Raw genomic sequence first — 14,786 nt, 5'->3', positions numbered from 1 at the left:
TTAATTTATAATATCAGAGGGAGGACGAAACGAAATGAATTTTAAGTTCACGAAGATGGCAAAGGCGTCATTGGTAAGCTTAATCAGCTTGATGATTGCCATTTTTTTGCCCTGTATGGCTATTGCGAGTGAAGCAGATTTAGTTACGCCCGAGTTTACAAGCGGTCAGAATAACTTGTTATACGCCGGTTTTGTTGTTTGCTTTCTCGGTTTGTTGTTCGGAGTATATCAGTTTGCTAGGGTAAAAAATCTTAAGGCTCATAAGTCAATGCTTGATGTAGCAGGCACAATTTATGAAACATGTAAGACCTATTTAACACAGCAGGGTAAGTTTCTTGCTATACTCTTTGTATTCATAGGTGCATGTATTGCCTTCTATTTTGGGATTCTTGAAGGAATGGGTGTAGGAAAAGTTGCATTCATACTTGGATGGACTGTAGTTGGTATATTGGGTTCTTATGGTGTTGCCTGGTATGGTATACGTATGAATACTCTGGCAAACAGTAGAATGGCATTTTCCGCCCTTGAAAGAAAACCTTTAAAGCTCTTGAACATACCTCTTGATGCAGGAATGAGTATCGGAGTTGTGCTTATCTGCGTAGAGCTTCTAATGATGCTTATTATATTGTGTTTTGTTCCTAATGAACTTGCAGGTGCAAGCTTTATCGGATTTGCGGTAGGTGAATCATTAGGTGCATCAGCTCTTCGTATCGCTGGTGGTATCTTTACAAAGATAGCAGACATCGGTTCCGACCTTATGAAAATTGTATTTAAGATAAAAGAAGATGATCCCCGTAATCCTGGTGTTATAGCTGACTGTACAGGTGATAACGCGGGTGACAGCGTTGGTCCTACAGCTGACGGTTTCGAAACCTATGGTGTAACAGGGGTTGCTTTGATCTCATTTATACTCCTTGCCGTTGGTTTTGCATTCCCTGATAAAAAAGAAATTATCCAAGGCAGTCTTCTTGTTTGGATATTCGTAATGCGTATATTGATGGTTATTACATCGGTTATTTCCTTCTTTATAAACAAAGCGATTAGCTCTGCTTTATATTCTAAAAAAGACGATTTCGATTTTGAACAGCCGCTTACAAACCTTGTTTGGATAACATCAATACTATCAATAATTGTAACTTTCGTAGTAAGCTACCTGATGATCGGTCCCGGTACTGAAGTTGCAGGTATTACTGCAAATTCAGGCAAGCTATGGTGGGTTCTTTCCATCATCATAAGCTGCGGTACTTTGGGAGCTGCTCTTATACCTGAATTCACAAAGATATTTACAAGCCCCAAATCAGCTCACGTTCAGGAAACTGTTACATCTTCAAGAGAAGGTGGAGCTTCCTTGAATATTCTTGCAGGGCTTATTGCAGGTAACTTCAGTGCTTTCTGGAAGGGTATGGTATTCTTTGGCCTTATGTTCTTGGCTTACTTTGTTAGTAATCAAGGATTAGCGGATATAATGATATATCCTTCTATCTTCGCTTTCGGTCTTGTTGCATTCGGGTTCCTCGGGATGGGACCTGTTACTATAGCTGTTGACAGCTATGGACCAGTTACTGACAATGCTCAGTCAATCTATGAGCTTTCACTTATTGAGTCAATACCTAATGTTGATAAGCAGATCGAAAAGGATTTCGGATTCAAGCCTGACTTTGACAAGGCAAAATATTACCTTGAAGCAAATGACGGTGCAGGTAATACATTTAAAGCAACTGCAAAGCCGGTTCTTATCGGTACTGCTGTTGTTGGTGCTACAACAATGATATTCTCGCTGATACTTGTTATCAAGAGTGCATTGGGTGTTGAGCCTGAGACTATATTAAACATATTAAACCCATTCACCATATTAGGCTTCCTCTGCGGTGGAGCTGTAATCTTCTGGTTTACAGGTGCGTCAACTCAGGCGGTTTCAACTGGAGCATACAGAGCTGTTGAGTATATCAAAAAGAATATAAAGCTTGACGATAAAGCCAGCCAGTCTGCTGCTACTGAAAAATCAAAGGAAGTTGTTAAGATCTGTACACAGTATGCTCAAAAGGGTATGTTCAATATATTTATTGCAATATTCTCTTTCGCACTTGCTTTTGCATTTATTTCCGCTCCACAAGGCGGTGACAACAAACCGGTAGCATTCTTCGTTGCTTACTTAATATCAATAGCTGTATTCGGTTTGTTCCAGGCAATATTTATGGCTAATGCAGGCGGATGTTGGGACAATGCAAAGAAGGTTGTTGAGGTTGACCTGAAAGAAAAAGGAACTGAGCTTCATGATGCTACAGTTGTTGGGGATACAGTAGGTGACCCATTTAAGGATACATCATCAGTTGCTTTGAACCCAATAATCAAGTTTACAACTCTGTTTGGACTCTTAGCTATGGAAATTGCAATATCGGATCATTTCAGAGACTATGCTCCAAAGGTTGGTATTGTATTCCTATTAATTGCTCTTGTCTTTGTATGGCGTTCATTCTATGGAATGAGAATTACTGCAAAGAAAAAATAATAAAATTGATTAATTAAATATTCACGTTTTATATAACAAAAAGAAACCACAATTTAATTACGTGTGGTTTCTTTTTTTATACTCTTATTATATAATAATAACAAAATGCCTTAGAGCATAAATGAGGTTTGCCTTAGAAAAATATAAAAATATATAGATTAATTACTTTTAACCTAATATTATGGAGGAGATATGGACGAGAAAGTATTTTCAGTAACCTTAAAAGAAATTATGGAAGAATTTCAATTGGAACCGGTACTTGAATATGATAATCTCGAAGATATACTGGTTGTAGCTTCGGATGTAAACAGACCGGGTTTGCAGATGACAGGGTACTTTGAACACTTCGACAGTGATAGGATTCAGGTTGTGGGCAACGTTGAATTTGCGTTTTTAAAGGGCCTTTCTACAGAGGAGAGATACAAAAGGCTGGATGCCTTATTTAAGCACAGGTTTCCATGCCTTGTAGTTGCACGGAATCTCAAAGTATTTCCTGAAATGGTTGATGTCTCGAAAAAGTATGAAGTGCCCATATTGATTTCTGCCGATACCACTTCAAGCTTTATGAGCGGACTTATAAGCTATCTCAATGTTCAGCTTGCACCAAGAACCACAAAACATGGCGTTTTGGTAGAAGTTTATGGTGAGGGGATTCTGATCTTAGGTGAAAGCGGTGTCGGAAAAAGCGAGACTGCATTGGAGCTTGTAAAAAGAGGACACAGACTGGTTGCAGATGATGTTGTTGAGGTGAGAAGGGTCTCGGAAAAGACTCTTGTAGGTCAGGCTCCTGACATCATACGTCACTTTATTGAGATTAGGGGCATTGGAATACTGGATGTAAAGAACCTCTACGGTGTCGGATCCATAAAGGTAACTGAAAATATTAGGCTTCTTATACAGCTTGAGCTTTGGGATGAAAAGAAGCAGTACGACAGACTGGGCCTTGATGATAAATATACAGAAATTTTAGGAATAGAGGTTCCTTCATTGACAATACCTGTAAGACCAGGCAGAAACCTTGCTATTATTGTAGAGGTAGCTGCGATGAACAACAGACAAAAGAAAATGGGTTATAACGCAGCAAAGGCCTTAAATGAGAAGGTTTTAGGTGAAATGAACAAAAACCTCGAAGGTAATGAATAATAAAAGACTCAGAAGGTAAAGAGCAGGGAGGGTAAAAATTGAGAATTGTAGTAGACTCGCATACTCATACTATTTCAAGCGGACATGCATACAGCACCATTCAGGAAATTGCACGGGAGGCTGCAGGGCGGGGGATTGAGGTGGTTGCAATTACTGATCATGGCCCCTCTATGATAGGTGCACCCTGTCCAGTACATTTTGGAAATCTGAGGGTTGTTCCTGAAGATATATATGGAGTAAGGATTTTAAAAGGTATAGAGGCAAATATAATAAAGTTTGACGGGACAATTGATTTGCAGGAAAACTATTTAAGAAGACTTGATTTTGTTATGGCCAGCTTTCATGACCTGTGCATAGAGCCTGGGAGTGTAGAGGAGAATACACAGGCTATGATAAGTGCAATAAAGAATCCTCTTGTTGATGCCATAGCACACCCTGGAAATCCACAGTTTCAGGTTGATATAGACATGGTTGTGGATGCTGCCAAGGAATTTGGCAAGGTACTTGAAATAAATAACCACTCCTTTACAGTAAGAACTGGAAGTGAGAAAAACTGCATGGAATTTGCGGTTAAATGTAAAGAAAAGGGTGTCAGAGTTGTTTGCGGCAGTGATGCTCATATAAGCTTTGATGTGGGTAATTTTCAAAGAGTTAAAGAGTTGTTTAGTAAGGTTAATATGCCGGAAGAACTGATTTTAAGCACCTCAAAGGATGCTTTTTTAAAGCATATAGAAGGTAAAAGAAAATAAACCTTGGAATGTAAAATTTAAAAATAAATGTATAATTTACTGCTTCTAATGTAATAGTATAGTCAGTAAAATATGTAACAGGGATAATGGTATTTAACGGACTGCAATTAACACATTTTGATTATGTCCGTGATAGAAAGGCTGATTTATGTTGGATATAAAACATGTAACAGAGCTTATTGCTAAAGTTGTCGGCGAGGAGAATGTTAAAAATTTTGAGCCCATGTCAAAGCATACATCATTTAAAATCGGAGGGCCTGCAGATATTATTGTTTCTCCGGTCACAACCCAGCAAATACAAAGAATAATTGGCATATCGAAATCTGAAAAAATTCCGATATTTATAATGGGGAATGGTTCAAACCTGATAGTAAGAGAAAAGGGTATACGAGGAATAACAGTTAAGCTCTTTGATAATTTTGGCGGATGTGATATAGAAGGATGTACTTTGAGGGCACAAGCCGGTATACTGCTTTCAAGACTTTCTCAAATTGCGTTGCAAAATGGATTGACAGGGCTGGAGTTTGCTTCGGGGATTCCAGGTACATTAGGAGGAGCAATTGCTATGAACGCCGGTGCATATGGCGGGGAAATGAAAGATGTGGTTATAAAGACCGAGTACATTGACAAGAATGGTGACATTAAGTCACTAGAGGGAGATATGCATTGTTTCGGCTATAGAACAAGCTTTATTCAAAAGGAAGAGGGTATAGTTCTAAGCAGCGAATTAAAGCTGAGAGCTGGAGATAAAAATGAAATAAAAGCCCTGATGGATGACCTTTGCAAAAGAAGGAATGATAAGCAGCCTTTAAAAATGCCTAGTGCCGGAAGTGTCTTCAAAAGACCGGAGGGTTATTTTGCAGGGAAGCTTATTGAGGATTGCGGGCTTAGGGGATACAGCATAGGTGGTGCTGAGGTATCAAATATGCACTGTGGATTTATTGTGAATAAAGGTAATGCTTCTGCAGGAGATGTTATTGAACTTATAGAATTTATTAAAAATACAGTTAAAGAAAAATTTGGTGTTGATCTTCAAACAGAGGTAAAAATCATAGGGGAAGAGTAACGCCATTGAAAATACATTATTCAATGATGTGCAGGAGGTATAAATGAGGTTCGTCATAGTTACAGGATTATCTGGTGCAGGGAAAAGTCAGGTAGTAAAGCACTTGGAGGATTTAGGTTTTTTTTGTGTTGATAATTTGCCTCCGTCTCTGATTCCTAAATTTGCTGAAGTTTGCTTTCAAAGCAGGAGCAAAATGGATAAAATAGCACTTGTCATAGATATACGTGGAGGGGAGCTTTTTAAAGACATATTCCCGGGTTTATCGGAAATCAAAGCTGCTGGCTTCAACTGTGAAATACTTTTCCTGGAGGCATCGGACGATGTTCTTATAAAAAGGTTTAAGGAAAGCAGAAGGAATCATCCTTTAGCACCTGAGGGAAGGCTTAATAAAGCAATTAGTGAGGAAAGAAAAATTCTACAGGAAATTAAAAAAAATGCGAATCATATAATAGATACCTCCAACCTTACAACAAGGCAGCTTAAGGAGGAGATAGCCCGTATATTTGTTGAAGGCAAGCATTTTGAAGGGTTGATTATAAGCATCATTTCCTTTGGATTCAAATATGGAATGCCCATGGACTGTGATTTGGTTTTTGATGTAAGGTTTATACCTAATCCATATTATATCAGCTCATTAAAAAAGCTGACCGGGAAGCATGAAGATGTTAAGGCCTATGTTTTGAAATCAAAAGAGACAGAGGTTTTTATAAATAAGCTGAGCGATATGCTTGAGTTTTTGATACCCAATTACATTAAAGAGGGCAAATCCCAATTGGTAATAGGTATAGGATGTACCGGAGGAAAGCACAGGTCGGTTGCAATTGCTGATGATATTTTCAGGATACTTGTTGAGAAGCAGCATAGAGTAGTAATAGAGCACAGGGATATTGAAAAGGATAACAAAGCATTAGCTAAGTAATCACTTGAATTTACTTCCGCTTTTGAGCGTGTGTTGACGAATAAGTCAACACGGAAGCGAAAACTAACTTGTATTTTAGGGTTGCATTGCATAATTTAAGATAGTATGGTATATTTATGTAAAAGTCAATAATTTAATTATTAGTTTTAGGTAGGGGTTAAAATTGTCTTTTTCAGCGGGTGTAAAAAATGAGTTGTGCAGAATTGATATTCAGGAAAGTTGCTGTTTACTGGCGGAGTTGGCTGGTGTTATTCTTGTTGGTGGCGTTTATGAGGACGGACCTGATAAAAAAGGTTCAAATATCCGAATTATCACTGAAAATGCTTCATTTGCCAGGAGGGTTTTTTCGATAATTAAAAAGCTTTACGATATTCATCCTGAGATAATGATCAGAAAAAACAACAAGTTTAAAAAACATGTATCTTATATACTTATTATCACATCAGCTTTCGGAGGGAGTAGGATCCTCAGGGATTTAGACCGGGTTATTAATGAATTTGATATTGAAAGCAATAGTGAAACCTCTTTTGAAAGTGATGATACCTTAAAGAGTAGTTGCTGTAAACGTGCGTTATTAAGAGGGGCTTTTTTGGCTGGCGGATCTATAAGCGATCCTGAGAAGAATTATCATCTGGAAATCACAAGCCATTCAAATAAAACAGCCTTACTAATTTGCCGGGTTGCATTCTGGTTTGAATTAAACGCTAAAATTGTGGAGAGAAAAGGTAATTTCGTCATTTATCTAAAGGAAGGCGAGAATCTGGTTGACTTTTTAAATATAATAGGTGCCCATTCAGCCTTGCTGGAGCTGGAGAATGTTAGAATTCTAAAAGGAATGCGGAATGATGTGAACCGCATAGTTAATTGTGAAACGGCAAACTTGGAAAAGACCGTAAATGCCTCTGTGAGACAGATAGAGAACATTAAATATATAGAAGAACATATGGGATTTGATAATTTATCGGATAGTCTTAGGGAAATTGCTGAGCTAAGGCTCAAATATTGTGATGCAAACCTGAAGGAATTGGGAGAATATTTATGCCCTCCTGTTGGTAAATCTGGAGTAAACCATAGACTGCGGAAGCTTGAAATGATTGCAGAAGATCTTAGGCGAATGAAAGGGGATTGTTAGATGGTTGAAAAGACAGTTGAAATAACTAATCCAATTGGTCTTCATGCCAGACCTGCCGCTATTTTTGTTCAGACAGCCGGAAAGTTTACATCTAACATATGGCTGATAAAAGAGAACAAAAAAGTGAATGCAAAAAGTATAATGGGATTAATGTCTTTAGCTATTCCAAAGGGCACTACAGTAGTGATCGGAGCAGAGGGTGAGGATGAGGACTTTGCTGTACACGAGCTGGTAGAGCTTATACAATCCGGATTCAAAGAGTTTGAGTACTGATATATGTTTGCTTAATATAAAAGTTTATTACGCATGTAAAGGGATTAGTCATGAAATAATGGCTGGTCTTTTTTTATGTCTAAGAAATAATGGTGTTTTCCACACTATAATTTTTACCAATTGAAGGAGTTATATGGGAAATATAGAATAAGTGATTATTGTAAAAATCATTGTAGATTTTTATTAAAATTCATTAATATAAAAGTGCGAAAGGAAGAGATGATTTTGAAAGTTAAGTTTGTAAATAAGGGAAATACTTTGATTGCCAGTATTATTGGAGAAATGGATCACCATACTGCTGACTATATAAGAGATAAAATTGATGGTGAGATGATTAAATCGTCTACAAAAAATATAGTGTTTGATTTCTCAAAAGTAGGCTTTATGGATAGCTCAGGCATAGGTGTGGTTATGGGAAGGTATAAAAACATAAGCAAGCTTAATGGAAAGACCTCAATAATAAAGGCCAACGAACAAATAAGAAGAATATTCGAAATGTCAGGGGTTGTAAAACTCATTCCGATATATGATAATATCGATGAAGCCATCGGAAGCTAATAGTTTTAGCAGTCAAGCTGGTATATCTAAAAACATAAAGGGGAAATCAAATAATGGAGATTATAAATGAGTTTAAACTTGAGTTTTTAAGTAAATCTAGCAATGAAGCATTTGCCAGAGTTGTGGCAGCAGCATTTGTTTCTCAGTTGGATCCAACCCTGGAGGAAATTGCAGATATAAAAACAGCAGTATCCGAAGCAGTTACAAACGCAGTTATTCACGGCTACGAGGATAATAGAGGAATGGTGAAAATGAGCTGTGTTTTATATGAATCAGCGGTTGAGATAGTAGTGGTTGACGACGGTAGGGGAATTGATGATGTGGAAAAGGCAAGACAGCCTATGTTTACCTCCAAGCCTGATCTCGAGAGATCCGGTATGGGTTTTACTATAATGGAAAACTTTATGGATGAATTGGAAATAATATCGGAGTATGGAAAGGGTACTACTGTAAAAATGTTTAAAAAGCTAGGTTTACAAAAAAAATAAAAAATTTTTGCATAACAATGTAAAAATGTGACAATAATAACAATAATAGCAATATCGATATAGCTTATACGCTTTCATTTAATGTTTGTACACTTACGAAAGGTATCATGGTAGACATTTTACAATTTAAAATAAGTAAATTTGTTTATCTATAGGGAAAAATATGAGCGCAATTTTGGATGATAACTTGCTTGATTTGATAAAAAGGGCGAAAAGCGGCGATAAAGTTGCTCAATCCTATCTGGTGGAGAAAAACATAGGATTAATATGGAGTGTAATAAAGAGGTTTCAAAACAGGGGCTATGAGACCGATGACTTGTTTCAAATAGGCAGCATTGGCCTTATCAAAGCAATTCAGAAATTTGACGAGTCCTTTGAAGTTAAGTTTTCTACATATGCCGTACCTATGATTATAGGTGAAATTAAAAGGTTTATCAGGGACGATGGAATTATTAAGGTGAGCAGATCGTTAAAAGAAATATCAAATAAAGCAAGAGTGGCTAAAGAAATCCTTAGTAAGGAAATGGGAAGAGAGCCTAGTGTATGCGAAATTGCAGAGCACTTGAGTATATCGGCTGAAGAGCTTGTGCTTGCCATGGACGCCGGAAGTTCTCCTGAATCGCTGTACAGTACGGTATGCGAAGGAGATAACTCACCTATATACCTTATTGATAGGATTGATGGTGAGGCAGACAGCAAAGAGGTGGATATAATAGATAAAATCGCCATTAGGGAAGTATTGAAAACCTTGAAGCCAAGGGAAAGGCAAATTATTGTACTTAGGTATTTCAAGGAGAAGACCCAGATGCAGATTGCCAAAATCATGGGAATATCCCAGGTTCAGGTATCGAGGATAGAAAAGAGAATTTTAGAAGATATAAGGGAAAAGATAAAATCAAATTAACATTTTTAAAATAATTCCAAAAACAACAAAAACATAACATATGCCTGCTATAATACAAAAAGTGGCAACTATAAAAACAAAAGGATACATAAAATACAAAAAATAATCCATAATAGGATTGTGAATTAAGAATAAACTTATATGGCATTTTCATGTAAGTTGCATAACCCTGTTAAATGGAGTGGATTGTATGTACGAAATTTTTCAAAGAAATAAAATTGCACTGCTGCTTATTTTATTGATTTTAATAATACTTATAATTGCTTTTGGATTGATAAGTTTAAACCAAAATATAGACAAGATACCTACAAAAGGGGTTTATATTTTCGTTTTAAATTTGTTTTTTAATGTCTAGGAAATTATGGTGTATTCCAAACCATAATTTCTCACGATCTAATTTTTGTTAATTGGAGGAATTATGCAAAAACTATTTACCAATAAGGAGTACCTGGACTATGTTGAAAAGAAGTCTCCTAAATCAAAGCTGGCAAGAAATACACTGAGGGCTTATGCTGTAGGAGGCTTGATATGTGTCGTTGGGCAGTTTATCAATAATGCACTTATGACACAGGGATTGGATAAGGATACGGCCGGAAATGTGACTGTATTGATTATGATATTGATTGGAGCATTTTTGACAGGTATAAATATTTATGATGATATAGGAAGATTTGCAGGTGCAGGATCTATTGTTCCTATCACCGGTTTTGCCAATTCCATTGTATCTCCGGCCATGGAATTTAAAAGCGAAGGTTTTGTCACCGGAGTTGGAGCAAGAATGTTTTTTATAGCAGGTCCTGTGCTTGTGTATGGGATATCTGCATCAGTGTTGGTTGGGATACTGCACTATTTAGTCAAGTTTTAGAAGTGGATTTAAGTAGCAGATCACAACTGAAAGGAGATTTATGCCGACAAAGCGAAAAGGAAAACAAACAATTAAAATAGACAGTCCTATCAGTATTATATCTACTGCCTCAATTGTGGGCCCCAAGGAGGGGCAAGGGCCTCTGGGACTCTATTATGACTTGATTATTGAAGATGAAATGTGGGGCGAGAAAAGCTGGGAAAAGGCAGAAAGTAAGCTAATGAAAGAGACTGTCAGTAAAATTATAAATAAGTCAGGTAAGACAGTGGATGATGTTAATTATGTTTTAGCGGGAGATTTACTTAATCAATGTATTGCAACAAGTTTTGCAGTAAGGGATTCAGGAGTATCTCTCTTTGGACTATACGGGGCATGCTCCACAATGGCGGAGTCTGCCAGCTTGGGTGCTATGCTTATTAATGGAGGATTTGCGGATAATATTATTTGCATAACATCAAGCCACTTTTGTTCTGCAGAAAAGCAGTTCAGATTCCCTTTGGAGTTGGGATCCCAAAGGCCTCCCACAGCACAATGGACTGTAACAGGGTCAGGCGGTGTTATGCTTTCAAACCAGGGAATCGGGCCTTATATCACTTATGTTACTACAGGAAAAGTGGTTGATATGGGTATTAAGGATTCGAACAATATGGGGGCGGCAATGGCTCCGGCAGCGGCCGACACAATAGTAACGCACTTTAAAGACACGGGATTGTCTCCATCGGATTATGACCTCATAGTAACAGGAGATCTTGGAAGCTTCGGTAAGGAATTGTGCGAAGAGCTTGTAAGCAGGCAGGGATACGATATTAAAAATGTTTATTCCGATTGCGGTATGATGGTGTATGACTCTGCAAAACAGGACACACATTCCGGGGGAAGCGGATGCGGATGCTCTGCCGTGACTTTGGCAGGCTATTTGTACCAGGAAATGAAAAAAGGAAAATTCAATAATGTTTTATTTGTTGGAACAGGGGCTTTGCTTAGTTCAACCAGTGCTCAACAGGGGGAATCCATCCCATGTATAGCACATGGAATATCAATACAGAATAAGTTCGAATGAGGTGATTTGATGCTGGCATATTTAAATGCATTTATAATTGGAGGATTCATATGTGCGGTTGGGCAGCTTCTTATAGATAAAACCAAGCTCACTCCTGCAAGGATTTTAGTAATATTTGTTACTGCGGGCACTATTCTCTCCGCCTTAGGTATTTATCAAAAGGTGGTAGATGTTGGGGGAGCAGGAGCAACGGTACCACTTACAGGCTTTGGGCATAGCCTTGCAAAGGGTGCAATCAAAGATGTAGACCAATATGGATTGTTAGGAGCGTTTACAGGTGGAATAAGGGCTGCAGCTGCAGGAATAACAGCAGCTGTGTTTTTCGGCTATATAATGTCTGTTGCATTTACTCCGAAAGCAAAAAGGTGATATTTTCTAGATGTTAAATAAGTTTAAATTTTTTAAGGCTTAATAGGGCTTTTGAATAGCATAGTGTTACCAAAGCTTTTATTAAGCCAATTTTAATATTTGATATGAAAAAATTTTAAATTTAAGAAGGATTTTATTAATTTTCATAGAATATAAAATATATGATATATCATCTTAAAGAGCTATTTTGTCTTTAAATTTTCTGGTATTCCCAATTTTACAATTACACTTGATTTTTTTATTTTCATTTTCCATCTCCTTGGCAAATGTCAATAATTACGCTACCTCACTGATATTATTAATAAATTATACAAAAAGGGCGGGATTTTATACATGAATATTGAGTATATAAACCCATTTATTGAAGCTAGTCAAACGGTATTAAAACAAATAGCAGGGATTGATGCCAAGCTTGGGAAGGTGTATCTTAAGGAGTCTCCATACAGGAGCAATTCGATAATAATTATCGTAGGATTGACCGGGCAGATCAGAGGGCAGGCAATGTTTTCCATGACCATGGATGTAGGTCTGTCGATAGCATCAAGCATGATGGGCGGTATGCCAGTACCAGAGCTGGATGAAATATCAAAGAGTGCACTTTCGGAGCTTACGAATATGATACTGGGAAATACTGCTACAATTTTGTATAATAAAGGTCTTAATATAGACATAACCCCACCCACATGTTTATTTGGAGAAAACTTACAAATATCAAACAGTAAGCTTAAAACAGTTTGCATACCGCTGATGCTGGCGGACGGAAAAGCTTTTGAGATTGATTTGGCGGTTGAGGAACAATAAAATAGCCCAAATAATACTGTAAGTCTATTAAAGGTGGTTTTCCAAACCATCTTTTTTTGATGCCTAGGAATTGTGGTGCATGCACACCACGATTTCTCACGACAACATTTAGGTGGACAAAATCGCAAGCGATTTTGTCCATGTCCAGAAAGTGATTTTTCATTCATGCCTTACTTGTGGTATAATAATGAAATAATGTGAAATGCCATTAATGTCTGGAGGTTGTAATTTGTCAGTGAATATAGTTTTGGTTGAGCCTGAAATACCGCAAAATACAGGGAATATAGTAAGGACATGTGCTGCTACAGGAGCAAAACTCCATTTGGTAAAGCCATTGGGTTTTTCTGTAGATGATAGATATTTAAAGCGTGCTGGACTTGATTATTGGAATGATGTAGACATAAGTTATTATGAATATTTTGGAGAACTGCGTGAAAAATATAAGGATAGTACTTTTTATTATGCTACCACAAAGGCTGTTAATGTTTATTCGGATATAAGCTATCCTGAAGACAGTTTTATTGTATTCGGTAAAGAAACAAAAGGTCTTCCCGAAGAGCTGCTGTATAACAATAAAGAGCATTGCATTAGGATTCCAATGAGAGATAAATTGCGATCCCTCAATTTGGCTAATTCTGTTGCAATTGTGCTTTATGAGGCCCTACGTCAGAAAGGTTTTAACGGTCTTAAGGATCAAGGCAGCCTTACCGAGTTCAGCTGGTGAATTGTTTTTAATTGCATTAAAATTAATTATAAAATTAATTAGTATTCCTGGAAAGTTATTTGTTAGCAGCAATATATATTAAATATATTCGTATATGTAAGGAGAATCCAAATGGTAAATCGTGAAAGGGTAGTCAATGAGTTTATTGAATTAGTAAGTATAGACAGCCTTTCCCTTAAGGAGAGGCAGATGGCTGATCTCTTGAAAGACAGGCTTAAAAAGATGGGTTTTGATGTTTATGAAGATGATGCAGGAGCAAAGACTGGTGGCAACACTGGAAATATAATCGGGGAAAAGAAGGGGAATAAAGACATTCCAGCAATACTTCTTATGGCTCATATGGACACAGTTACGCCAGGCATAAATAAAAAAGCAACTGTTCAGGGTGATACGATAAAGTCGGATGGTACCACAATCCTTGGCGGTGACGATGTGGCAGGTATCGTAAGTATACTGGAAGCCCTAAGGGTTATTGAGGAAAGCAATGAGGACCATGGAGACATTCAGGTTGCATTTACAATCGGTGAAGAGGTAGGCCTTATTGGAGCTAAAAACTTAGATTACGGCAAGATACATGCAAAGTATTGCTTTGTTATGGATACAGGAGGGGATATAGGCGTAGTGGCAGTAACCGCTCCCTCACAAAATAAGATTGACATAGTTGTAAAGGGTAAAGCAGCACATGCGGATGTGGAACCTGAAAAGGGTATTAACGCAATATCCATTACTGCTCATGCAATTTCACAAATGAAGCTGGGCAGGATTGATGAGGAAACTACCGCGAATATCGGTATCATAAATGGAGGCAGTGCAACAAATATAATATGCGACAGGGTTGAGTTAAAAGCTGAAGCACGAAGCAGGTGCGAAAGCAAGCTTAAGAATCAAACCGACCATATGAGGCAGTGTTTTATAGATGCTGCAACGAGATTCGGCGGTGAGATTGAGTTTAATGAAGAACTTATGTATCCTTCGTTTAAAATAAATCAGGGAGACAGCATCATAGGAATTCTAAAAAAAGCATCCGACAAATGTGGAATAAATCTGGTGCTTGAAGCAACTGGGGGAGGCAGCGATACCAATATCGTCAACAGTAAGGGAATACAGGCTGTTGATGTAAGTGTAGGTATGGATAAGGTTCACAGTGTTGAAGAACAAATTTCAATTAATGATCTTGTAAAGGCGGCATGTTTTTTGGTGGAAATAATTAAAGCAGTTGAGTAGAT

16 protein-coding genes are annotated in these 14,786 nt (G+C 37.5%); all 16 read left to right on the top strand.

The window, feature by feature from the left end; translation table 11 throughout:
• The first annotated feature begins 34 nt into the window (after nucleotides 1–34).
• A complete protein-coding gene (locus tag VIO64_RS16795) occupies nucleotides 35–2,509 on the top strand; it encodes a sodium-translocating pyrophosphatase (protein WP_331920333.1) in 2,475 nt (824 codons plus the stop codon).
• A 192-nt stretch (nucleotides 2,510–2,701) separates the two neighbouring features.
• Nucleotides 2,702–3,652 (top strand): HPr(Ser) kinase/phosphatase, encoded by a 951-nt coding sequence (gene hprK, locus VIO64_RS16790; RefSeq protein ID WP_331920331.1) that lies wholly within the window; start codon nucleotides 2,702–2,704, stop codon nucleotides 3,650–3,652.
• Nucleotides 3,653–3,690: 38 nt separating this feature from the next.
• Complete coding sequence (locus VIO64_RS16785) at nucleotides 3,691–4,401, top strand: phosphatase (RefSeq protein WP_331920329.1); 711 nt, start codon at nucleotides 3,691–3,693, stop codon at nucleotides 4,399–4,401.
• 148 nt (nucleotides 4,402–4,549) lie between these two features.
• Complete coding sequence (murB, locus tag VIO64_RS16780; protein ID WP_331920327.1) at nucleotides 4,550–5,467, top strand: UDP-N-acetylmuramate dehydrogenase; 918 nt, start codon at nucleotides 4,550–4,552, stop codon at nucleotides 5,465–5,467.
• A 43-nt stretch (nucleotides 5,468–5,510) separates the two neighbouring features.
• Nucleotides 5,511–6,386 carry an RNase adapter RapZ gene (gene rapZ / locus VIO64_RS16775; protein WP_331920325.1) on the top strand — a complete coding sequence of 292 codons (876 nt, stop codon included), beginning with the start codon at nucleotides 5,511–5,513 and terminating at the stop codon, nucleotides 6,384–6,386.
• Nucleotides 6,387–6,549: 163 nt separating this feature from the next.
• The gene (gene whiA / locus VIO64_RS16770) at nucleotides 6,550–7,518 is read left to right on the top strand and encodes a DNA-binding protein WhiA (RefSeq protein ID WP_331920323.1); all 969 of its coding nucleotides are present in this window, start codon (nucleotides 6,550–6,552) and stop codon (nucleotides 7,516–7,518) included.
• Nucleotides 7,519–7,791: an HPr family phosphocarrier protein gene (locus VIO64_RS16765; RefSeq protein ID WP_331920321.1), complete on the top strand. Its 273-nt coding sequence runs from the start codon at nucleotides 7,519–7,521 to the stop codon at nucleotides 7,789–7,791.
• Between the two features lie 219 nt (nucleotides 7,792–8,010).
• Nucleotides 8,011–8,349, top strand: a complete 339-nt coding sequence (gene spoIIAA / locus VIO64_RS16760) for an anti-sigma F factor antagonist (protein WP_414705298.1) — start codon at nucleotides 8,011–8,013, stop codon at nucleotides 8,347–8,349.
• A 53-nt stretch (nucleotides 8,350–8,402) separates the two neighbouring features.
• Complete coding sequence (gene spoIIAB, locus VIO64_RS16755; RefSeq protein ID WP_331920317.1) at nucleotides 8,403–8,837, top strand: anti-sigma F factor; 435 nt, start codon at nucleotides 8,403–8,405, stop codon at nucleotides 8,835–8,837.
• A gap of 163 nt (nucleotides 8,838–9,000) precedes the next feature.
• Nucleotides 9,001–9,741 carry an RNA polymerase sporulation sigma factor SigF gene (sigF, locus tag VIO64_RS16750; RefSeq protein ID WP_331920315.1) on the top strand — a complete coding sequence of 247 codons (741 nt, stop codon included), beginning with the start codon at nucleotides 9,001–9,003 and terminating at the stop codon, nucleotides 9,739–9,741.
• A 418-nt stretch (nucleotides 9,742–10,159) separates the two neighbouring features.
• A complete protein-coding gene (gene spoVAC / locus VIO64_RS16745; protein WP_331920313.1) occupies nucleotides 10,160–10,606 on the top strand; it encodes a stage V sporulation protein AC in 447 nt (148 codons plus the stop codon).
• 40 nt (nucleotides 10,607–10,646) lie between these two features.
• Nucleotides 10,647–11,666, top strand: coding sequence for a stage V sporulation protein AD (spoVAD, locus tag VIO64_RS16740; protein WP_331920311.1), 1,020 nt, complete (start codon nucleotides 10,647–10,649; stop codon nucleotides 11,664–11,666).
• A 12-nt stretch (nucleotides 11,667–11,678) separates the two neighbouring features.
• Entirely contained in the window at nucleotides 11,679–12,035 is a 357-nt protein-coding gene (gene spoVAE, locus VIO64_RS16735; protein WP_331920477.1) for a stage V sporulation protein AE, read from the top strand.
• Between the two features lie 333 nt (nucleotides 12,036–12,368).
• Nucleotides 12,369–12,836 (top strand): chemotaxis protein CheX, encoded by a 468-nt coding sequence (locus tag VIO64_RS16730; protein ID WP_331920309.1) that lies wholly within the window; start codon nucleotides 12,369–12,371, stop codon nucleotides 12,834–12,836.
• 229 nt (nucleotides 12,837–13,065) lie between these two features.
• Entirely contained in the window at nucleotides 13,066–13,560 is a 495-nt protein-coding gene (gene trmL, locus VIO64_RS16725; RefSeq protein ID WP_331920307.1) for a tRNA (uridine(34)/cytosine(34)/5-carboxymethylaminomethyluridine(34)-2'-O)-methyltransferase TrmL, read from the top strand.
• 111 nt (nucleotides 13,561–13,671) lie between these two features.
• Nucleotides 13,672–14,784 (top strand): M20/M25/M40 family metallo-hydrolase, encoded by a 1,113-nt coding sequence (locus VIO64_RS16720; protein WP_331920305.1) that lies wholly within the window; start codon nucleotides 13,672–13,674, stop codon nucleotides 14,782–14,784.
• Nucleotides 14,785–14,786 lie beyond the last annotated feature (2 nt).

Source organism: Pseudobacteroides sp. (assembly GCF_036567765.1).
Taxonomy (GTDB): Bacteria; Bacillota; Clostridia; order Acetivibrionales; family DSM-2933; genus Pseudobacteroides.
The sequence above is the reverse complement of the archived record's forward strand: the minus strand, read 5'-3'. Positions and strand labels throughout refer to the sequence as shown.